Annotated in this window: 17 protein-coding genes; all 17 read left to right on the top strand. The window is 72.8% G+C overall.

Annotated elements, in window-relative coordinates; translation table 11 throughout:
- Positions 1 to 73 precede the first annotated feature (73 nt).
- Positions 74 to 2032 (top strand): TonB-dependent receptor domain-containing protein, encoded by a 1959-nt coding sequence (locus QRD43_RS07210; protein WP_285981813.1) that lies wholly within the window; start codon positions 74 to 76, stop codon positions 2030 to 2032.
- A gap of 37 nt (positions 2033 to 2069) precedes the next feature.
- Positions 2070 to 2642 (top strand): bifunctional adenosylcobinamide kinase/adenosylcobinamide-phosphate guanylyltransferase, encoded by a 573-nt coding sequence (gene cobU, locus QRD43_RS07205; RefSeq protein ID WP_285981812.1) that lies wholly within the window; start codon positions 2070 to 2072, stop codon positions 2640 to 2642.
- A 228-nt stretch (positions 2643 to 2870) separates the two neighbouring features.
- Complete coding sequence (locus QRD43_RS07200; protein ID WP_285981811.1) at positions 2871 to 3815, top strand: ABC transporter substrate-binding protein; 945 nt, start codon at positions 2871 to 2873, stop codon at positions 3813 to 3815.
- Positions 3816 to 3844: 29 nt separating this feature from the next.
- Positions 3845 to 4837 carry a FecCD family ABC transporter permease gene (locus QRD43_RS07195; RefSeq protein WP_285981810.1) on the top strand — a complete coding sequence of 331 codons (993 nt, stop codon included), beginning with the start codon at positions 3845 to 3847 and terminating at the stop codon, positions 4835 to 4837.
- The gene (locus QRD43_RS07190) at positions 4834 to 5682 is read left to right on the top strand and encodes an ABC transporter ATP-binding protein (protein WP_285981809.1); all 849 of its coding nucleotides are present in this window, start codon (positions 4834 to 4836) and stop codon (positions 5680 to 5682) included. The genes QRD43_RS07195 and QRD43_RS07190 overlap by 4 nt, the downstream gene beginning before the upstream one ends.
- A 60-nt stretch (positions 5683 to 5742) precedes the next feature.
- The gene (locus tag QRD43_RS07185) at positions 5743 to 7044 is read left to right on the top strand and encodes a cobyrinic acid a,c-diamide synthase CobB (RefSeq protein ID WP_285981808.1); all 1302 of its coding nucleotides are present in this window, start codon (positions 5743 to 5745) and stop codon (positions 7042 to 7044) included.
- Positions 7045 to 7061: 17 nt separating this feature from the next.
- Positions 7062 to 7520: a hypothetical protein gene (locus QRD43_RS07180; protein ID WP_285981807.1), complete on the top strand. Its 459-nt coding sequence runs from the start codon at positions 7062 to 7064 to the stop codon at positions 7518 to 7520.
- Positions 7517 to 7846, top strand: coding sequence for a DUF2149 domain-containing protein (locus QRD43_RS07175; RefSeq protein WP_285981806.1), 330 nt, complete (start codon positions 7517 to 7519; stop codon positions 7844 to 7846). Before QRD43_RS07180 ends, QRD43_RS07175 begins: the two co-directional genes overlap by 4 nt.
- Positions 7836 to 11852: a cobaltochelatase subunit CobN gene (gene cobN / locus QRD43_RS07170; RefSeq protein WP_285981805.1), complete on the top strand. Its 4017-nt coding sequence runs from the start codon at positions 7836 to 7838 to the stop codon at positions 11850 to 11852. Before QRD43_RS07175 ends, cobN begins: the two co-directional genes overlap by 11 nt.
- The gene (locus QRD43_RS07165; RefSeq protein WP_285981804.1) at positions 11849 to 13963 is read left to right on the top strand and encodes a TonB-dependent receptor; all 2115 of its coding nucleotides are present in this window, start codon (positions 11849 to 11851) and stop codon (positions 13961 to 13963) included. Before cobN ends, QRD43_RS07165 begins: the two co-directional genes overlap by 4 nt.
- Positions 13964 to 13970: 7 nt before the next feature.
- The gene (bluB, locus tag QRD43_RS07160) at positions 13971 to 14627 is read left to right on the top strand and encodes a 5,6-dimethylbenzimidazole synthase (protein ID WP_285981803.1); all 657 of its coding nucleotides are present in this window, start codon (positions 13971 to 13973) and stop codon (positions 14625 to 14627) included.
- The gene (gene cobO, locus QRD43_RS07155) at positions 14617 to 15186 is read left to right on the top strand and encodes a cob(I)yrinic acid a,c-diamide adenosyltransferase (RefSeq protein ID WP_285981802.1); all 570 of its coding nucleotides are present in this window, start codon (positions 14617 to 14619) and stop codon (positions 15184 to 15186) included. Before bluB ends, cobO begins: the two co-directional genes overlap by 11 nt.
- Before the next feature lie 10 nt (positions 15187 to 15196).
- Positions 15197 to 16138, top strand: coding sequence for an adenosylcobinamide-phosphate synthase CbiB (gene cbiB / locus QRD43_RS07150; protein ID WP_285982493.1), 942 nt, complete (start codon positions 15197 to 15199; stop codon positions 16136 to 16138).
- 11 nt (positions 16139 to 16149) lie between these two features.
- Positions 16150 to 17271 (top strand): aminotransferase class I/II-fold pyridoxal phosphate-dependent enzyme, encoded by a 1122-nt coding sequence (locus tag QRD43_RS07145; protein WP_285981801.1) that lies wholly within the window; start codon positions 16150 to 16152, stop codon positions 17269 to 17271.
- Positions 17262 to 18806, top strand: coding sequence for a cobyric acid synthase (locus tag QRD43_RS07140; RefSeq protein WP_285981800.1), 1545 nt, complete (start codon positions 17262 to 17264; stop codon positions 18804 to 18806). Before QRD43_RS07145 ends, QRD43_RS07140 begins: the two co-directional genes overlap by 10 nt.
- Complete coding sequence (locus QRD43_RS07135) at positions 18803 to 19630, top strand: ABC transporter substrate-binding protein (RefSeq protein ID WP_285981799.1); 828 nt, start codon at positions 18803 to 18805, stop codon at positions 19628 to 19630. Before QRD43_RS07140 ends, QRD43_RS07135 begins: the two co-directional genes overlap by 4 nt.
- Positions 19631 to 19632: 2 nt before the next feature.
- Positions 19633 to 20673, top strand: coding sequence for a nicotinate-nucleotide--dimethylbenzimidazole phosphoribosyltransferase (gene cobT, locus QRD43_RS07130; RefSeq protein ID WP_285982492.1), 1041 nt, complete (start codon positions 19633 to 19635; stop codon positions 20671 to 20673).
- Positions 20674 to 20870: the final 197 nt, after the last annotated feature.

Raw genomic sequence — 20870 nt, 5'->3', positions numbered from 1 at the left:
AGCATCACCTCGTTTTCACAGGAGCCTGCGGGGAAGCTGGCACCTGGAACGCCTCGTTGTCCCTACTTCTCTCATGTCCGCTTCGATTTCGCGTGCTGCACGCCTGCCTTCGGCTGCGCGCCTGTCTGCCACGCTCGCGTCCCTCGCCCCGTCCGTCACCCCCCGCTTCGCCCTGAGCACGCTCGCGCTGAGCCTGATGGCCACCGCCGCCGTGGCCCAGGAGGCCCCCAACAAGCTGGGCCAGGTCCAGGTGACCGCCACCCGCTCCAAGCTCGACCTCAGCCAGGTGCTGGCCGACGTCACCGTGCTGACCCGCGCCGACATCGAGCGCCAGGGCTTCGGCAACCTGGTCGATCTGCTGGGCCGCCAGTCCTGTGTCGAGCTCGTGCGCAATGGCAACCCCGGCACCAACACCAGCCTCTTCCTGCGCGGCGCCAACACCCAGCACACCCTGCTGCTGGTGGACGGCGTGCGCATGGACACCCAGTCCGGCTCCGGCGGTGCCGCCTGGGAGGCCATTCCCCTGGCGCAGATCGAGCGCGTGGAGATCGTCCGCGGTGCGGCCAGCAGCGTCTACGGCTCCGATGCCGTGGCGGGCGTGATCCAGGTCTTCACCCGCAAGGGCAAGCGCACGCCGACCATCGAGATCGGCGCGGGCGTCGGCAGCCTGGGTCTGGTCCGCGGTGACTTCAGCATCAGCGGCGCGGCCGGTGACCTGGACTACGCCCTGAGCCTGGCCGAGGAAGTGGCCGACGGCTTCAACATCCGCAAGGTCCTGAACGACCCCGCCTACAACCCGGACATCGACGGCTGGCGCATGCACAGCGCCAACGCACGCCTGGGCTACCAGCTCGACAAGGGCCAGCGCCTGGAGCTGGTCAACACCTACAGCGCCCTGGACAGCGCCTACGATGCCGCGGCCAAGCCCAAGCCCGGCGTCGAAGACCGCAACCTGCACAACACCCGCGCCACCCGCGGGCTGTGGAGCGCACAGTGGACGCCGGACTGGCAGACGGAGGTCTCGATCGGGGACTCGCGCGAGCGCTACGAGACGCTCACCAACCAGGCCTCGACCTACCTGACCGAGACGCAGGTGCGCCAGTACACCCTGGGCAGCACGATGAAGCTGGCCGTGGGGCAGCTCAACGCCGTGCTGGAGCGCCGCGAGGACAAGCTGGTGAACTCCGGCCTGATGCCCTCGACCGGCGGCCAGGCCAAGCGCCACCAGAACGCCATCGCCGCCAGCTACCTCTACAGCGACGCTGCCGTCGACGCCCAGCTGCACCTGCGGCATGACCAGGACAGCGCCTTCGGCGGCATCAACACCGGCACCGTGGCCGCGGGCTGGCGCTTCCTGCCCGGCTGGCGCGCCTGGGCCAGCGCCGGCACCGCCTTCCGCGCACCGACGCTCTACCAGAGCTTCAGCGAGTACGGCCCCAAGCCCGGCGTGGCGGCGCTCAACCCCGAGCGCGGCCGCAATGCCGAGCTGGGCCTGAACTGGAGCCAGGGCGACAGCGAGCTGAGCCTCACCGTCTACAACAACCGCATCCGCGACCTGATCTCCTGGGACAGCGGCTTCGCCGCCAACTGCGTCTCCACCTACGGCGGCTGCTACGGCAACCTCGCCAAGGTGCGGCTGCAGGGCGTGAGCCTGCAGGGCGAGACGCAGCTCTTCCGCCTGCGCGTGCAGGGCGGCGTGGACTTCCAGAATCCGCGCGATCTGGCCACCGACAAGCTGCTCGGCCGCCGCGCCAAGAAGCACGGCAACCTGCGCATCGAGAAGACGCTGGACCAGTGGTCCGGCGGCATCCAGCTGCAGGCCCACGGCAGCCGCTTCGACGACAACGCCAACACCAAGCCCCTGGGCGGCTACAGCCTGGTGAACCTGGACGTGGGCTATCGCGTCAACCCGCAGCTGCGCCTGCAGGCCAACCTCGACAACGCCTTCAACAAGAACTACGAGACCGCCAAGGGCTACTCGCAGGCACCGCGCACGCTGTTCATCGGCCTGCGCTTCACGCCCACGCTGTAAGCCACGCACGGCTTCGCAAGCGCCCAGGAGACGCGGCATGAGCAGCCCTCACCACCTGATCGTCGGCGGCCAGCGCAGCGGCAAGTCGCGCCATGCCGAGCGCCTGGCGCTCGACTGGGCGCGCGAGCCGGGGCATGGCGTCTGTGTCATCGCCACGGCCGAGGCCCATGACGACGAGATGCGCGCGCGCATCGCCCGTCACCAGGCCGATCGCCCGGCGGGCTTCGTCACCGTGGAGGCGCCACTGCAGCTCGCCGAGGCGCTGCAGGCGGCCGCGGCCCCGGGGCGCCTGCTGATCGTGGACTGCCTCACCCTGTGGCTCACCAACTGGCTGATGCCCATGGACGGCCAGCCCCGGCGCGAGGCCTGGCACGCCGCCTTCGACGCGCTGATGGCCGTGCTGCCCACGCTGCCCTCGCCCGTGGTCTTCGTGTCCAACGAGGTGGGCTGGGGCGTCATGCCCCTGGGCCGCGAGGTGCGCGAATATGCCGACGAACTGGGCCGACTGAACCAGGCGGTGGCGAGCCGCTGCGCGCAACTGACCTTGATGGTGGCGGGGCAGGCCTGGACAAAGGATGTTTTGACCCCTCGCCCGGGGCTGCCGGGCTGAACGCCGGCAGGCCCGGGCGGTCCCCCGAGGGGACGGCATGGCCTGCGGCCGTGAGCCGCCGGCCATGCCAGACGGGCCGGCTTGGGGCGGCCCGGCGCCGGCCCCTGGGGGCTGGCGCCCCTTGCCCCCCCACTCGGGGCTGCGGCTGGTGGCTTTGAGCCGCCAGCCGCAGCAGGGGGTGGTGGGGGGGTGGGTGTCGTGGGTGGGGTGAGAGAAAAGGACATGGAGATGAGCACGTCGATGGGCAAGACCCGATTCCTCGCCAGGCTGCTGTCGCTGCTGGCGGTCTTCTGCTGGCAGGTGGCTGGCGCTGCACCGGTGCAGCTGAAGGACGACCGCGGCCAGAGCGTGACGCTGCCGGACGTGCCGCGGCGCATCGTGAGCCTGCTGCCCTCGCTGACGGAATCCATCTGCGCCCTCGGCGAGTGCGCGCGGCTGGTGGGCGTGGACCGCTACTCCAACTTCCCGGCCTCCATCCAGTCGCTGCCCAAGCTGGGCGGCATGGACGACACCAGCATCGAAAGCATCGTGGCCCTGCGGCCCGACGTGGTGATGGTGGCCATCTCCTCGCGCCTGACCGACCGCCTGGAAGCGCTGGGCCTCCGCGTGATCGCCCTCGAACCCAAGACGCATGCGGACGTGCAGCGCGTGCTGGGCAAGGTGGCGCAGGTGCTGGGCAAGCCGCAGGCCGGCACCCAGGTCTGGCAGCACATCGATGAGGCCATCCGCGAGGCCGCCGCGAGTCTGCCCCCGGCGGCGCGGCAGCTGAACGTCTACTACGAGGTGGACAGCGCGCCCTACGGCGCCGGCACCAGCTCCTTCATCGGCGAGACCCTCACACGGCTCGGCGCGAAGAACATCATCCCGGCGGAGCTGGGCCCCTTCCCCAAGGTGAACCCCGAGTACGTGGTGCGCGCCAATCCCCAGGTGATCATGGTCGGCCAGCGCAGCGCCCCGGGCCTGCCGCAACGGCCCGGCTGGAACGGCATCCAGGCCGTGCGCAACCAGCGCATCTGCGTCTGGACGCCAGACGAGTCCGACGTGCTGGTGCGCCCCGGCCCCCGCATGGCCGAGGCCGCCGCGCTGATGGCCCGCTGCCTGCGCCAGGCCGTCGCCGGCCCGGTGCCGCTGCCCACCACACCGTTCAACGCGCCGCCCGGCGGCATGCGCTGAAGCGCACTCGCTCACGGAATGAGCCCCTCATGAAACCCTGGACCCTGCTGCTCTTGCTGCTCCTGATCGCCACCGGCCTGTGCCTGGCCGGCGTGGCCGTGGGCAGCACCGGCTTCTCCTTCAACATCCTGGCCGCCCAGGACGCGATGCAGGAGCAGATCCTGTGGCAGATCCGCTTCCCCCGCTCGGTCGGCTCCCTGCTCGCAGGGGCGCTGCTGGGCCTGGGCGGTGCCATCGCGCAAGGCCTGTTCCGCAATCCGCTGGCCGATCCCTACCTGCTGGGCGCCTCTGCCGGCGCCTCGCTGGGCGTGGCCGTGCTGCTGGTGGCGATCGGCGTGAGCCCGGCGGCGGTGGCGCTGATGCTGCGCATCGGCCTGACGGGCACGGCCTTCATCGGCGCGCTGGCCGGCGTGAGCCTGACCCTGCTCCTGGCGCATGGCGTGGAGCAGTCCATCCGCCTGCTGCTGGCCGGCGTGATCGTGGGCGTGGTCCTCTTCGCCCTGACCTCGCTGCTGACGCTGATGACCCCGGACATCATGCGCCCCATGCAGGCCTTCATGCTGGGCACCAGCGGCTTCCTGAGCTGGGCCTCCGTCTGGGTGCTGGCCCCGGCGCTGCTGCTGTGCCTGCTGGGAGCCGTCGGCGCCAGCCGCGCCCTGGACGCCCTGACCCTCGGCGAGGCCACCGCGCGCTCGCTGGGCGTGCGCCTGTCCCTGGTCCGCCTCTTCCTGATCGCCGTGCTGGCGCTGGCCACGGGCGCGGCCGTCGCGCAGGCGGGGCTCATCGCCTTCGTGGGCCTCGTCGCGCCCCACCTGGTGCGCAGCCGCGTGCTGTGCACCCATGGCTGGCTGCTGATGCTGTCCGCCCTGACCGGCGGCTGCCTGCTGCTGTCGGCCGACATCGTCGCCCGCTGGGTCATCGCCCCTCAGGAGCTGCCCGTGGGCGTGGTCACTTCGCTGCTGGGCGGCGCCTACCTGCTGGTGCTGATGCACCGCGGGCCGCTGTCGGAGAAACGCGCATGAGCCGAGGACTGCATCTGCCCACCGCCTTCGAGGTCGATCTCCTGGGCCTGAGCCTGCAAGGCCAGCCCGTGCTCAAGGCGCTCTACACCGCCCTGCCCCGCGCGCGCTGGACGGCCATCGTCGGCCCGAACGGTGCGGGCAAGTCCACGCTGCTGCGGGCGATGGCGGCGCTGCTGCCCGCCCAGGGCCGCATCGACTTCATGGACAAGCCCCTGGGCGACTGGATGCCCAAGGCCCGCGCCCGTGCGCTGTCCTGGCTGGGCCAGAACGAGAGCGGCGGCGACGACCTCAGCGCCTACGAGGTCGTGATGCTCGGCCGGCTGCCGCACCAGGCCTGGCTCGCGCCGCCGACCGCGGAGGACCACGAGGCCGTCGCCCAGGCCATGCGCCGCACGCAATGCTGGGACTGGCGCGAGCGCCGCCTGCAGCGCCTCTCTGGCGGCGAGCGGCAGCGCGTGCTGCTGGCCCGCGCGCTGGCCGTGCGTGCCGAGGTGCTGCTGATGGACGAGCCCCTCGCCCACCTGGACCCGCCGCACCAGGCCGACTGGCTGGACTGCGTGCGCGAGCTCGTCGCCCAGGACCGCACCGTGATCAGCGTGCTGCATGAGCTCAATGTCGCGCTGCAGGCCGACGAGCTGGTGGTGATGGCCGACGGCCAGGTCCACCACCAGGGCGCGCCGGGCGACCCCGCCACGCATCGCGCCCTGCAGGCGGTCTTCGACGACCGGCTGCAGATCCTGCAGGTGCAGGGCCAGTGGATCGCCCTGCCCTTCGGCGCCCGGCCGTCGCCCCCGACCCACGCCGGCGACCTCGCCCCGGTGCTGCCGCTGCGCCGGCCCGCCTGAGGCCGCCGACTCCCGCCGCCCATCCACGACCGTCCACGCCCGTCCCGCGCCCCGCCCCCCATGCCCCGCTGCCCCGCCCTCATGATCAGCGCCCCGGCCTCCGGCCAGGGCAAGACCAGCCTCACCGCCGCCATCGCGGCCCAGGCGCGCCGCCAGGGCCAGCGGGTGCGCGTCTTCAAGACCGGCCCGGACTACCTCGATCCCATGGTCCTGGAACGCGCCAGCGGTGCGCCGGTCTACCAGCTCGACCTGTTCATGGGCGGCCTCGCGCACTGCCAGACGCTGCTCGCGCAGGCCGCCTCGGAAGCGGACCTGATCCTCGTCGAGGGCGTGATGGGCCTCTACGACGGCAAGCCCAGCAGCGCCGATCTGGCGGCCGCCTTCGGCCTGCCGGTGCTGGCAGTGCTGGATGCCTCCGCCATGGCACAGACCTTCGCGGCGCTGGCCACCGGACTGGCGCGCTACCGCAGCGACGTGCGCGTGGTGGGCGTGGTGGCCAATCGCGTGGGCAGCGATGCCCACGCCCGCATGGTGGCCGAGGGCCTGCCGCCGGACCTCCCGCTCGTCGCCGCCGTGCGCCGCCAGCCCGAGCTGAGCCTGCCGGAGCGCCACCTCGGCCTGGTCCAGGCCCTGGAGCTGCCGGGGCTCGAGGCCCAGCTGCAGGCCTGGGCGGACGCCTGGGAGGCCGGCTGCGCGCTGGGTCAGGGCCTGGCGGCCGCGCTGGCGCCGGTGGACTTCCACGCGCCCGCGAGGGTCGATGAAGGGCAGCCGCTGGCGGGCCGCCGCATTGCCGTCGCCCGCGACGCCTGCTTCAGCTTCATCTACCCCGCGAACCTCGACTGCCTGCGTTCGCTGGGCGCCGAGCTGCGCCTGTTCTCGCCTCTGGCCGGCGAGCCGCTGCCCGCATGCGATGCGCTCTGGCTGCCCGGCGGCTATCCGGAGCTGCATGCCGAGACCCTGGCCGCCCACCCCAGCTTCTTCGCCGACCTGCGCCGCCACCATGCGGCGGGCAAGCCGCTGCTGGCCGAGTGCGGCGGCCTGCTGGTGCTGATGGAGCAGCTGATCGACGCCGAGGGCAAGACCTGGCCCCTGGCCGGCCTGCTGCCGGGCACGGCCCGCATGCAGACGCGGCTCTCGGCCCTGGGCCTGCAGGCGATCGACTGGCCCGAGGGTGCGCTGCGCGGCCACACCTTCCATTACTCGACGCTGGAGACGCCGCTCCAGCCGATGGCGCGGGCCAGCAATCCCAACGGCGGCAAGGCCTGCGAGTCGCTCTACCAGGCGGGTTCGCTGCGGGCCAGCTACCTACACCACTACTTCCCCTCCAACGCGCCGGCCGTGGCGCGCTTCCTGCGCGGCTGACCCCGCGCCAGAGTCCCATGCTGATCGAATCCGGATTTGCCCAGATCACCCAGGCCCTGCTGTGGCCGGTGCTGATCCTCGTTGCCCTGGGCTTCGTCTATGCCCTGTGGTCGGCCGGCGCCACGCTGATGGACGCCCTGCTGCGCCGCCGGGGACGCCGCCTGCTGCGGGCCACGCCCGACTGCGGCCTGGAGCAGCTCGAGCTGCAGGTCGTGCGCCAGCTGGAGCCTGCGCGGCTGCTGGGCCGCGTGGGCCCGCTGCTGGGCCTGATCGCGACCATGGTGCCCCTGGGCCCCGCGCTGCAGCAGGTCGCCGCCGGCCAGGGCCACCAGGCCCTCGCCGTGTTCGGCTCGGCCTTCTCCGGCGTCGTGCTGGCCATGACCGCCGCCGCCCTTGCGCTGGTCGTCTATTCCGTGCGCCGCCGCTGGCTGCTGGCGGAGCTGCTGGACATCAAGAAGGAACGGGGTTGGGCATGAGCGGAGATCGCCTGCACATCCTCACCGAGGACGACGACGACCCCATGCTCTCGGCCGTCAACCTCGTGGACGTGTTCCTCGTCCTGGTCGTCGCCCTGCTGACGGCCGTGGCGCTGCAGCAGCAGTCGCAGGCCGACGAGACCGTGATCCGCCGCGCCGGCGAGCCGGACATGGAGATCGTGGTGCGCAAGAACGGCCAGGAGATCAAGTACCGCGGCAACGGCGGCAGCAGCGAAGGCCAGGGCGTAAAGGCCGGGGTGGCCTACAAGCTCAAGGATGGCAGCGTCATCTACGTCCCGGAGGAAGGTGCGCCCGATGCGCGTTGACCGCCTGCTGCGGCACGCACTGCTGCTGGGCCTGCTGAGCATCGCCCGCCTGGCCCAGGCCCAGCTGCTGTGGATCTCCACCGACGTCACGCCGGCCGCCCGCGAAGCGCTGGTCGCGCGTGAGGCCCAGGCGGCTGGCCTCACCCTGCAGCGCTGGCAGGTGCCGCTGCAGGCCGAGGCCCTGGCCGAGAAGGACCGCCAGGCCCGCCAGCGCCAGCTGCAGGCCCTGGTGCAGGCCGCGCGCTGGGTGTGGATCGACGCGCCCCATGCCGTGGCCGAGACGCGCCTGCGCGGCGTGCTGGCCGAGATGCCCGGCCTGGATTCGCGCCAGCCGCTGTGGATCCCGGGCGGCGAGCCCCCCGCCACCGAGCGCAGCCTGCGCGCGCTGCTGCAGGCCGGCGGCGGCGCCAACACGCAGGCCGCCCTCCAGGTCCTGAAGGCCCAGGCCGAGGGCCGCAAGCTCGACCTGCCCCTGGCCCAGCGCCTGCCCCTGCGCGGCTTCTACCACCCCGACGCCCCGGCCCTGCTGCCGGATGCCGACGCCGCCCGCCGCTGGGCCGACCTGCACGCACAAGGCGGCGCGCGCAAGCGGGTCGTGATCCTGCTGCACCGCTACCACTTCGTCCAGGGCCAGACGGCCTGGCTGGACGCCTGGCTGCGCCAGTTCGAGGCCCAGGGCCTGCAGGCGCTCGCGGCCTTCGCCAGCCCTCTGGACGAGACCCAGCTGCAGGCCCTGCTGGCGCCTGAAGGTCAGCCCCTGCACGATGTGCTGGTCACGCACACGCTGATGCCCAAGGCCGGCTCGCTGCAGACCCTGTTCGAGCGCTGGGGCAGGCCCGTGCTCGCCACGCTGCCCTTCCGCCAGGGCGACATCGCGCAATGGGAGAGCGGCAGCACGGGCCTCGCGCAAAGCGACATCCCCTTTTACCTGGCGCAACCGGAGAGCGCCGGACTGATCGACCCCGTGCTGGTCGTGGCCCATCCCGCGGGCGGCGCCGAGCCGCAGCTCATTTCCCGCCAGGGCGAGGCCGTGGCGGCCAAGGCGCGCCGCCTGATCGCCCTGCAGGACCAGCCCGCGGCGGACAAGCGCCTGAGCCTCTTCGTCTACAACTACCCCGCCGGGGCCAGCAACTTCGGCGCCAGCTTCCTCAACGTGCCGCGCAGCCTGGCGCAGCTGAGCCAGGGCCTGCAGGCCGCCGGCTATGCCGTCGAGCCGCGGGAAGAGGCCCAGTGGCTCCAGGGGCTGCAGGGCCTGCTGGCGGCCTACTACCCCGGCGCCGACCTCGACGCGCTGCTGCGCAGCGGCCAGGCCGCCGCCCTGCCGGTGGCGGACTACCAGCGCTGGTTCGACGCCCTGCCCGCCGCCGTGCGCCAGCCCGTGCTGCAACGCTGGGGCCCGCCCGCGCAGAGCCGCTTTGTGCGCCAGGCGCAGGGCCGCGCCGTCTTCGTGATCCCGCGCCTGCAACTGGGCCACCTCGCCGTGCTGCCCCAGCCCCCGCGCGAGGAGGACCAGCACCTGGGCCGCGACGCGATGCAGCACCGCAGCAAGACGCCGCTGTCCCACCACTACCTGGCCGTCTACCTCTGGGCGCGGCAGGCCGATGCGTTGATCCACTTCGGCACCCACGGCACGCAGGAATGGGCCAATGGCAAGCTGCGCGGCCTGGACGTGCACGACGACGCCCTGCTTCCCCTGGGCGACGTGCCGGTGATCTACCCCTACATCGTCGACAACCTCGGCGAGGCCCTCACCGCCAAGCGCCGCGGCCGCGCGCTGATGGTGAGCCACCGCACGCCCAGCTTCGCGCCGGCCGGCTTCAACGCCCGCATGGCCCGCATGCATGAGCTGATGCACGAATGGGAGACCGTGGACCCCGGCCCCACGCGCCAGGGCCTGGAGCGGCAGATGGTGGAGCAGTTCGTCGAGCACCAGCTGCACCGCGACCTCGGCTGGACGGCGGCGCAGATCAGCGCCAACTTCTCCGGCTTCCTGGAGCTGCTGCATCCCTACCTGGACCGCCTGGCGCAAAGCGCCCAGCCCCAGGGCCTGGCCGTCTTCGGCCGCGTGCCGGACGAGGCCCAGCGCCGCGGCACGCTGCTGCAGATGCTGCGCGTGCCGCTGATCGAGGCCCTGGGCGAGGACATCGACGAGGCCTTCCTGATCGACTACGACCGCGTGGCCACCGCACGACCCGCGCGCTGGTTGGACCTCGCGCTGCAGGATGCCCGGGCCGCCAGCGAGCTGGACCTGCGCCCCGCTCAGCCCGACGGCCCGGTGCCCAACCATGCCGCCCGCAAGCCCATCGACACTGCCGCGCTCTACCAGCTGGCCCTGCGCGCCCAGGAGATGGAGCGCCGGCTGACGCACGAGGGCGAGATGCCGGGCCTGCTGGCCGCGCTGGAAGGCCGCTTCGTGCCTGCCGCCTACGGCGGCGACCCGCTGCGCAATCCCGACAGCCTGCCCACCGGCCGCAACCTCAGCGGCCTGGATCCGGCCCGCCTGCCCACGCCCCAGGCCTACGAGGCCGCCCAGCGCCTCTTCAGGCAATGGTGGGCCGAGCAGGCCAAAGGTACGAAGCCGCCGCAGCGCCTGGCCCTCTCGCTGTGGGCCGGCGAGACCCTGCGTCATCAGGGCCTGATGGAAGCCCAGGCCCTGGCCGCGCTGGGCGTCGAGCCGGTGTGGGACGAGAACGGCCGCCCGACGAAGCTGCGCCTCGTTCCGCCGGACCAGCTGGGCCACGCTCGCATCGATGTGCTGCTGTCCATCACCGGCTCCTACCGCGACCAGTTCCCCGGCCTGATGAAGCTGCTGGACGAGGCCGTGGCCCTGGCCGCGTCGGCCGCGGAGCAGGAAGGCGACAACGCCATCACCCGCCACAGCCGCGAGGTCGAGCAGGAACTGCGCAAGCAAGGCATGAAGCCCGCGCAGGCCCGCCAGCTGGCGCAGGCGCGGATGTTCGGCAACAGCGTGGGCGCCTACGGCACCGGCGTGGCCGAGGCCCTGCAGTCCGATGGACAGAAGCGCGAGGACCCGCGCCTGGGCGGGCTGTTCCTGCAGAGCATGAGCCAGCCCTATGTGCAGGGCGAGCCGCTGGCGGTGGACGAGCGCACGGCCCGCAGCGCCTTCGCGTCCCAACTCAAGCGCACGGACGCGGCGCTGATGTCCCGCAGCTCCCACCTCTACGCCATGCTCAGCTCGGACGATCCCTTCCAGTACCTGGGCGGCCTCGCCGCAGCCGCCAAGGCGGCCGGCCGCAAGGAGGCGCTGCAGCTGCACGTCAGCCAGCTGCAGGACGCCACCGAGCCGCAGACCGAGAGCGCCAGCCGCGCCATCGCCCTCGAGATGCAGGGCCGCTACCTCCACCCCGGCTGGCTCAAGGCCCAGCGGGACGAAGGCTATGCCGGCGCGCTGCAGGTGCTCAAGACCGTGCAGTTCACCCTGGGCTGGCAGAACATGGCCCCCGAGACCGTGCGCCCCGACCACTGGCAAAGCCTCTTCGACGTGCTGGTGCGCGACAAGCACCAGCTGCAGATCCCGCAATGGCTGGCCCAGCACAAGGAGAGCTATGCGCAGACGCTGGCCGGCCTCGTGCGCGCCGCGGCGCAAGGCCACTGGCATCCCGACGCGGCCACGCGCCGCGAGCTGGCCCAGCGCTATGCCGAGCTGCGCAGCGCCCGCAGCCGGCCCGACGAGCTGGCCGGCGTCCGGCGCTGGGTGCAAGGTCAGCTGCCCCAGTCGCCAGCGCCAGCGCCGCGCCCGGCCGCGCCCAAGCCCCCTCAGGCCTCCGACGCCGTCCCGCCGCCCGTCGTGCGCGGCCTGCAGTTGACGCCCGTGCCCCCGGCGCCGCCGTTGCGCGTCACGGGCGCCTCGCCGCTGTCCACCGCGCTGGCCTGGGTGCTGATGGGCCTGCTGATGGCCTGCGGCGCGAGCTGGCGCTGGTTCCGGGCCGGCGCGCCTGCCTTCTTCACCGGCGCTGCGGCGTCCCATCCCCTCCGCCCTGCATGAATCTGAAACGATCCCCGTCCCGCCGTCCCGTCCGCCCGTCACCCTGGCTGCTGGCGATGTGCGCCCCTGTCACGCTGACCCTGCAGGCCCAAACGCTCGAGAAGGCCGAGAAGGTCGACAAGGTGGAAGTGCAGGGCCGGGCCGTGCTGGGCAGCGCGGAGAGCGCCTCACAGGGCGAGGTCGGTGCCGAGCGTCTGGCCACCAAGCCCCTGCTGCGCCCGGCCGAGCTGCTGGAGGCCATGCCGGGCATGATCGTCACCCAGCACAGCGGGGACGGCAAGGCCAACCAGTACTTCCTGCGCGGCTTCAACCTCGACCACGGCAGCGACTTCGCCACGCTGCTGATGGGCATGCCGGTGAACATGGCCAGCCACGCGCACGGCCAGGGCTACATGGACCTGAACTTCCTGATGCCCGAGCTGGTGGACAGCCTGCGCTATCGCAAGGGCGCCTTCGCCGCCGAGGATGGGGATTTCGCCACCACCGGCGCCTCGCGCATCGCCTACGTGCGCGAGCTCGCCCAGCCCTTTGCCGAGCTGGGCCTGGGGCCCCACAACTTCCGTCGCGCGCTGCTGGCCGGCAGTCACCCGCTGGGCGGCGGCCAGGCGCTCGCGGCCCTCGAAGCCAGCCGCAACGACGGCCCCTGGGACCAGCCCGAGGGCCTGCAGCGGCGCAATGCCGTGCTGCGCTGGTCAACGGGTGATGAGCGCGAGGGGCTCTCCGTGAGCCTGATGGGCTACACCGCGCGCTGGAAGGCCAGCGAGCACGTGCCGCTGCGCGCGATCGAGTCCGGCGAGATCGGCCGCTACGGCACGCTCTCGCCCGATGACGGCGGCCTCACCCACCGCCACAGCCTCAGCGTGGACTGGGCCGGCCGCCGCGGCCCCTGGCAGCAGCAGGCCACGGCCTATGTGATCGACTACGGCCTGCAGCTCTACTCGGCCCCTTCCGGCTTCATCAACGGCCCGGACGGCGACCAGCACGAGCAGCTGGACCGACGCCAGGTGCTGGGCTTCGCCTGGCAGGCGCAGCAGTCGCGCCTGGCCCTGTGGCAAGACCTGGCCCCCGCCCAGTTCAGCTGGGGCCTGCAGTGGCGGCACGACCGCATCGCCACCCTGGGCCTCTATGACACCGTGGACCGCGTGCGCCAGCGCACGGTGCGCGAGGACCGCGTCCGCCAGGATGCCCTGGGCGTGTTCACCGAGCTGCAGCAGGCGCTGACGCCCGACTGGCGCGCCGTGCTGGGCGCGCGCTGGGACCGCGTCCAGGCCCAGGTGGAGGCGCTGGGCGGCGAGTTCAATGCCGGCAATGGCGGCACGGCCCGCGACAGCCGCCTCAGCCCCCGCCTGGGTCTCGTGCACCGCTGGAGCCCCGAGACCGAGCTGTCTGCGCACTGGGGCCGCGGCTTCCGCTCCAACGACGCCCGCGGCGCCACCAGCCGCTTCAATCCGCAGGACGGCAGCGCGCAGGATCCGCTGCCGATGCTCGCCGGCACGCGCAGCCAGGAGCTGGGCCTGCGCCACCGCTTCGGCCCGGGCTGGCAGGCCAGCTGGAGCCTGTGGCAGGCCGACCTCGATTCGGAGCTGGTCTTCGTGGGCGACGAGGGCGTCACCGAGGCGCGCGGCGCCTCCCGCCGCCTGGGCCTGGAGTGGTCCAACGACATCCGCCTGGGCCGGGACTGGCTCATCGATGCCGACATCGCCTGGTCCCGCGCCCGCTTCGTCGAGGCCGAGAACGGCGGCCGCCAGGTGCCCAATGCCATCCCGCTGAGCGCCTCGCTCAGCGCCAGCCACGACCCGGGCGGCGCCTGGAGCGCCGGCCTGCGCCTGCGCTACATCGGCCGCTATGCGCTGGAGGAGAGCGGCCGCGAACGCTCCGGCGGCGCGTTCACCGTCAACGCCAAGCTGTCCTGGCGTCCCGCACCCGGCTGGGAGCTGGGGCTGGACCTGCTCAATGCCCTGAACACGAAGGCGCATGACATCGAGTACTGGGGCAATGCCTGCACGCGCCGCGAGGGCGCGGCCTGCGGCGGTGGCGAAGGCCTGGCCGGGCGGCTGGTCCATCCCATGGAACCGCGCAGCCTGCGCTTCAGCGTGCGAGTGAAGCTCTGAGACCGAGATGAACGCCAGCCCACATCACTTCACCCCCGAGCAGGGCGAGGCCGTGCGCCAGACCATCGCCCGGCGCCGCGACTGCCGCCATTTCGTGCCGGGTCCGCCCCTGCCCGACGAGCAGCTCGAGCGCCTGCTGCTGGCCGCGCACCAGGCGCCCTCCGTGGGCCTGATGCAGCCCTGGCGCTTCATGCGCCTGTCCACGCCCGCCTGGCGCGAGCGCCTCGCCCCGCTGGTGGAGGCCGAGCGCCAGGCCACCGCGGCGGCCCTCGGCGCACGGGCGGACGAGTTCCTGCGGCTCAAGGTCGAGGGGCTGCGGGACTGCGCCGAACTGCTGGCCCTCATCCTGCCGCCGGACGACGGCACCGTCTTCGGCCGCCGCACCCTGCCGCAGGAAATGGCCCTGTGCTCGGCCGGCGCCGCGGTGCAGAACCTGTGGCTGGCCGCCCGCGTGGAGAATCTCGGCCTGGGCTGGGTGTCCATGTTCGACCCCGAGGCGCTGGCGGCCACACTGGCGCTGCCGCCCGGCGCCCGCCCGCTGGGCCTGCTGTGCCTGGGGCCGGTGCCGGCCTTCCACGAACAACCCCTGCTGGAGCTGGCCGGCTGGCGCCAGCGCCGCCCGCTCCAGGACCTGTTGATGAAAGCCCCTGACCATGGAAATTGAAGCCCCGCCCGTCGACCGCGAACGCGTCATCCCCACCGCCGAGCGGCGCGGCCTGATCCTCGTCCACACGGGCGACGGCAAGGGCAAGAGCACGGCCGCCTTCGGTCTCGCGCTGCGCGCCCACGGCCGCGGCAAGGCCGTGAAGATCTACCAGTTCATGAAGGTGCCGTCGGCCCGCTTCGGCGAGCACCGCCTCTTCGAGCAGCTGGGCGTGCCCATCGAGGGCCTGGGTGACGGCTTCTCCTGGAAGAGCAAGGACCTGGAGCATTCCGCCGAGCTGGCCCGCGAAGGCTGGGCCCGGGCCGAGGCGACGATCCGTGCCGGCGAGCACTTCCTCGTGGTGCTGGACGAGATCATGTACCCCCTGCGCTACGGCTGGCTGCCGCTGGAGCCCGTGCTGCAGGTCCTGCGCGAGCGCCCGCCTCACGTGCACGTGGTGCTCACCGGCCGGCGCGCGCCGCAGGAACTGATCGACCTGGCGGACACGGTCACCGAGATGACGCTGGTCAAGCATCACTTCAAGGCCGGCGTACCGGCCCAGCGCGGCATCGAGGACTGAGCCCGGCGTGATGGAGACGACCTGGCTTTTCCCCGCCGCGATGGCCGTGGCGCTGCTGGCGGACCGCCTCTTCGGCGAGCCGCCCGCCTGGGCGCATCCGGTCGTGGCCATGGGCCGCTACCTCGGCGCCTTCAAGCGCGGCCTGCCCGCGCTGGCCCCCGGTCGGGCGCTGGCCGCCGGCGGCCTGCTGTGGCTGCTGGGTGCCGTCCTGTGCGTGCTGCCGGCCTGGGGCGCCGAGGCGCTGATCTGGGAAGGCATCCAGCCCTGGCGAAGCCCCCTCCGGTGGGGGATGGCCCTGCTTTTCATGGGTCTGATCTTGAAGCCGCTGCTGGCCTGGCGCATGCTGCGCGAGGAGGTGGTGGCCGTGGAACATGCACTGCAGACATCGCTGGAGGACGGCCGGGCCCGGCTGTCGCGCCTCGTGAGCCGGGACACGCGGGGCCTGAGCGACGCCCAGGTGCGCGAAGCCGCGATCGAGACGCTCGCGGAGAATCTCAACGATTCCGTCGTCGCACCGCTGTTCTGGTTCGCGGTGGCGGGCCTGCCCGGCGCGGCGCTGTACCGCTTCGCCAACACGGCGGACGCCATGTGGGGCTACCGCGGCCCCTGGGAATGGGCCGGCAAGTGCGCGGCCCGCCTGGACGACCTGCTGTCCTTCATCCCCGCCCGGATCACCGGCCTGCTGATGCTGCCGGCCGCGCGCTGGCCCGCCCTGTGGCGGGAGTCCCGCCGCACGCCCTCGCCCAACGGCGGCTGGCCCATGGGCGCCATGGCGCTGCACCTGGCCCTGCGCCTGGGCAAGCCGGGCGTCTATGTGCTGAACGAGGCCGGCCGCGAGCCGGCCGCCGCCGACATCTCGCGCGCCATCGCCCATGCCCGGCTCACGCTGGGCCTCGCGGCGCTACTGCTGATGGGGCTGGCGCTGGTCCTGCGCGGAGGCCAGCCATGGTGAAGGCCGGGCCAATGGCCCCCCCGATGGACCCCTCGATGGACCCCGCCCTGGCCTCCGGCATGGACACGCACATGCCGCCCCTGATCGAGCACGGCGGCCCCGACGACGGCCCCGAGGTGCAGCATGACTTCTCCAGCAATGCCAGCCCGCTGCCCACGCCGGCGTCCGTGCTGAGGGCGGTGGACGCGGCGGACCGCACCCGCTACCCGGACCCGGCCTATGCGCAGCTTCGCCGCACGCTGGCCACCCAGCTGGCGCATCCGCAGGAGCTTCTCCTGCCCAGCGCGGGCGGCGCCGAGGCCATCCGCCGGCTGACGCTGTGGGCCACCCTGCAGGGCCTGCGCCATGTCTGGGTGCCGCGGCCGGGCTTTGGCGAGTACGCCGCCGCGGCCGAGGCGCTGGGCCTGCGCGTTCATGCCTACGAGGACCTGCCCTCGCTCTCCCGCGGCCTGTGCGCCCAGGAGGACGGGCTGCCGATGATGAGCCCGGCGCTGGTATGGGTCTGCGACCCCTGCAATCCGACGGGCGCCAGCCCGCTGCCGGACGCCTGGCAGGCGCTGGGCGACGCGCTCCTCAACAGCGGCTCCGAGCTCGCCATCGACCTCGCCTACGAGGCCCTTCGCCTCGATGGCCGCTCGCAGCTGCCACCGGCCCTGGCCGAGCGCGCCTGGCGTCTGCGCTGCCCCAACAAGGCGCTGAGCCTGACGGGCGTGCGCGCCGGCCTGATCGAGGCGCCGCTGGCCGCCGTCGAGGCCGCCGCACAACTGCGCCGGCTCGCACCGAGCTGGGTGCTGTCGGCCGAAGGCGTGGCCCTGCTGTCACAGGCCTGGCAGCCCGAGACCCGCGAGGCCCTGCGGCAGCAGCGCGAGCAGCTGCGGGGCTGGCGGCTCTCGCAGCACAGCGCCCTGCACCGGCACGGCTGGGTGGCGCGGCCGAGCGTCTGCAATTTCTCGCTGTGGCGCCCGCCCTCCGGCACCCACGTTCCCTCGCTGCTGCTGGCCCTGCGCCAGCACGGCATCAAGCTGCGCAACGCGACCTCGCTCGGGGCTCCGGGCTGGGTCCGGCTCTCGGTCCAGCGGCCGCAGAGCCAGGACGCGCTGCTGCAAGCCCTCATGGACATCGAATGCCTCTGAACAAGACGACCGGGCGCGCGCGCGCCGTGATGGTGCTGGGCACGACCAGCGGTGCCGGCAAGAGCTTCCTCGCCACGGCCCTGTGCCGCTGGTATGCGCGCCAGGGCCTGAAGGTGGCGCCGTACAAGGCGCAGAACATGAGCAACAACGCCAGGGTCGTCCCTGTCCGACCCTCGCCTGCGGGTACGCCGCCGGCCCCGCAAGGGGGGGCGGCCGGGCTTGGCAACGGCCTGGCCAGCAGGATGGGCGAGATCGGCTCGGCCCAGTACTTCCAGGCGCTGGCCGCACGCTGCCCGCCCGATGTGCGCATGAACCCGGTGCTGCTCAAGCCGGAGGCGGACACGGCCTCGCAGGTGGTGGTGCTGGGCGAGGTGGACGAGGCGCTCAGCCGCGCGCCCTGGCGCGAGCGCAGCGAGCTGCTGTGGCCGCACGCACGCGCCGCGCTGCACGCGCTGATGGCCGAGAACGACGTCGTGGTGATCGAGGGCGCGGGCTCGCCGGCCGAGATCAACCTGCATGCCTCCGACTACGTCAACATGCGCACCGCCCGCGAGGTGCAGGCCGCCTGCCTGCTGGCGACGGACATCGACCGCGGCGGCGCCTTCGCGCATCTCTACGGCACGCACCAGCTGCTGCCGCCCGAGGAGCGCGCGCTGATCCGCGGCTATGTGCTGAACCGCTTCCGAGGGGACGCCCGCCTGCTGGCGCCGGGCCCGGAGATGCTGCAGCAGATGACGGGCGTGCCGACGCTGGCCGTGCTGCCCATGTGGCGCCAGCATGGCCTGCCCGAGGAGGACGGCGTGTTCGACGAGCAGAGCACGGGCCAGGGGCTGCGCATCGCCATCGTGGCGTATCCGCGGCTGTCCAACCTCGACGAGTTCCAACCGCTGCGCCAGGTGCCCGGCGTGCAGCTGGTCTGGGCACGCGATGCCCGCAGCCTCGCCGGCGCCGACTGGATCATCCTGCCGGGCTCCAAGGCCGTGGCCGCCGACCTCGCCTGGCTGCGCGAGCAGCGCCTCGATGCCGCCATCGCCACGCACGCCGCCGCGGGCAAGCCGCTGATGGGCATCTGCGGCGGCCTGCAGATGCTGGGCGAGACCCTGGTGGACCCGCACGGCATCGACGGCAATGCGCCCGGCCTGGGCCTGCTGCCGCTGGTGACGCGCTTCGAGCGCGAGAAGCTGCTGCGTCCCGCCCGCCTGCGCTTCGGGCCGACCCTCGCAGCGCCCTGGCAGGCCCTGCAAGACCTGACCCTCGAAGGGTACGAGATTCACCATGGCCGCACCGTCCAGCACCCGTCGCTGGCGGCCGCGACCGAGATCCTGCACGAGCAGGACGGCAGCGTGGTGGGCTGGCAGCAGTCGAACGTGCTGGGGCTCTACGCCCACGGTCTGTTCGAGCAGCCGGCCCTGCTGAAGGCCCTGTTCGGGGTCGAAGGAGGAGGGTTGGAGCCGGTGTTCGAAGGCCTTGCGGACTACGTGGACCGCCACTTCGCGCCGGGTGCCCTGATGCATTTGCTGGAACCCTCCGCATGACCCCGTCACCCCCCTTCCCCACCGCGCCGCAGCGCATCGCCTGCCTGTCCACCGAGGCCGTGGAAGTGCTCTATCGCCTCGGTGCCCAGGACCGTGTGGCCGGCATCTCCGGCTACAGCGTCCATCCGCCCGAGGCCCGCGCCGAGAAGCCCAAGATCAGCGGCTTCTCGAGCATGAAGCTGGAGCGCATCCTCGCCGTGCAGCCGGACCTCGTGATCGGCTTCTCCGACCTGCAGAAGCCGCTGCTCGCCGAGTGCGAGGCCGCGGGCCTGCCCACGCTGTGGTTCGACCAGCGCGACATCGCCGGCATCCACGCCATGGTGCGCCGCCTGGCCGCGCTCGTGCAGCGCGAGGCCGAGGGCGAACAGCTCTGCGCCCACCTCGTCGCCCAGGAGCAGCGCCTCGCCGATGAGGCCGCGGCCCTGCCCTGGCGGCCGCGCGTCTTCTTCGAGGAGTGGGACGAGCCGCTCATCTGCGGCATCGGCTGGGTGAGCGAGATCATCGAGCTGTGCGGCGGCCATGACGTCTTTGCCGACCGCGCCCGCGCCGGCTTCGCCAAGCAGCGCATCGTGAGCCACGACGAGGTGCTCGCGCGCGAGCCGCAGCTCATCCTCGGCTCCTGGTGCGGCAAGAAATTCGTGCCCGAGAAGGTCCTCGCCCGCCCGGGCTTCGAGGGCCTGGGCGCCCGGCTGGCGGAGATCAAGTCCGCCGACATCCTGGCCCCCGGCCTGGCCGCCCTGGAGCGCGGCGCGCCCCAGGTCCTGGCCGCCATCCGATCCACCGTCCTGTCACAGACGCCCAGCAACCGCCCGCCCCTCTCCTGATGATGAACGACCTGATCCCGACCCTTCCCAGCCTTCACGACGCCGCCCTCGCCGAACGCCTGCAGGCCCGCATCGACAGCAAGACCAAGCCCCTTGGCTCGCTCGGCCAGCTTGAGACGCTGATGCAGCGCCTGGGCCTGATCCTCGGCACCGAGACTCCGCAGCTGAAGCAGCCGCAGCTCATGGTGTTCGCGGGCGATCACGGCCTGGCGGCGCGTGGCGTGTCGGCCTACCCGTCCGACGTCACCTGGCAGATGGTGGAGAACTTCCTGGCCGGCGGTGCCGCGGTGAGCGTGCTGGCGCGGCAGCACGGCCTGGCGCTGAGCGTCGTGGACGCCGGCGTGCGGCACGACTTCGCCCCCCGCCCCGGCCTGATCCAGGCCAAGGTGGCCCCGGGCACGGCCGATGCCCTGGAGCACCCCGCGATGACGGCCGACCAGTGCGCCACCGCCGTCGGCGCCGGGCGTGGGCTGCTGTCGGCACAGCCCGGCAACGTCCTGATCCTTGGCGAGATGGGCATCGGCAACACCTCGGCCGCGGCGCTGCTGCTCGCACGCCTGGCGGACCTGCCCATCGCCGACTGCGTGGGCCGGGGGACAGGTCTTGACAATGCCCAGCTCGCCCGCAAGACGGAGATCCTCGGCCAGGTGCTGGCGCGCCATCCGGACGCCCGCACGCCGCTGGCGGCGCTGCAGGCCTTCGGCGGCTTCGAGATCGCGATGATGGTCGGCGCCGTGCTGCAGGCGGCCCTGGAGCGGCGCGTCATCGTGGTCGACGGCTTCATCACCAGCAGCGCCGTGCTCGTGGCCGCGCGCCTGCAGCCGGCCGTGCTGGAGCGCTGCGTCTTCGCCCACCGCTCGAACGAGCAGGCCCACCGCCTGATGCTGGCGCAGATGCAGGCGCAGCCGCTGCTGGACCTGGGCCTGCGGCTGGGCGAGGGCTCGGGCGCCGCGCTGGCCTGGCCGCTGCTGGAGTCGGCCTGCCGCATCCTGGCCGAGATGGCCAGCTTCGCCGCCGCCGGGGTCAGCGAACGACAGGACTGACACGCGGGCCGCGGCCCGTTTCGTGACCTCCTGCACACCCGGGCTCGGTCGCCTGCGGCAGCGCCCCCGAAGGCCGGGACAGCGGCCGCCGCCCGGCCGCCCTTTTGCCTCTTCCCTGCCACAGCGCCGCACCGGGGCCGCACCACAAGGGCAAGACTTGCCACCATAATGAGCCCAGCCTCTGCACATGGGAGCAA

The organism is Roseateles subflavus, from assembly GCF_030285365.1.
Classification (GTDB): Bacteria; Pseudomonadota; Gammaproteobacteria; order Burkholderiales; family Burkholderiaceae_C; genus Roseateles_B; species Roseateles_B subflavus.
Note: the sequence above shows the minus strand (reverse complement) of the source record. Positions and strands in the feature narration are given on the sequence as shown.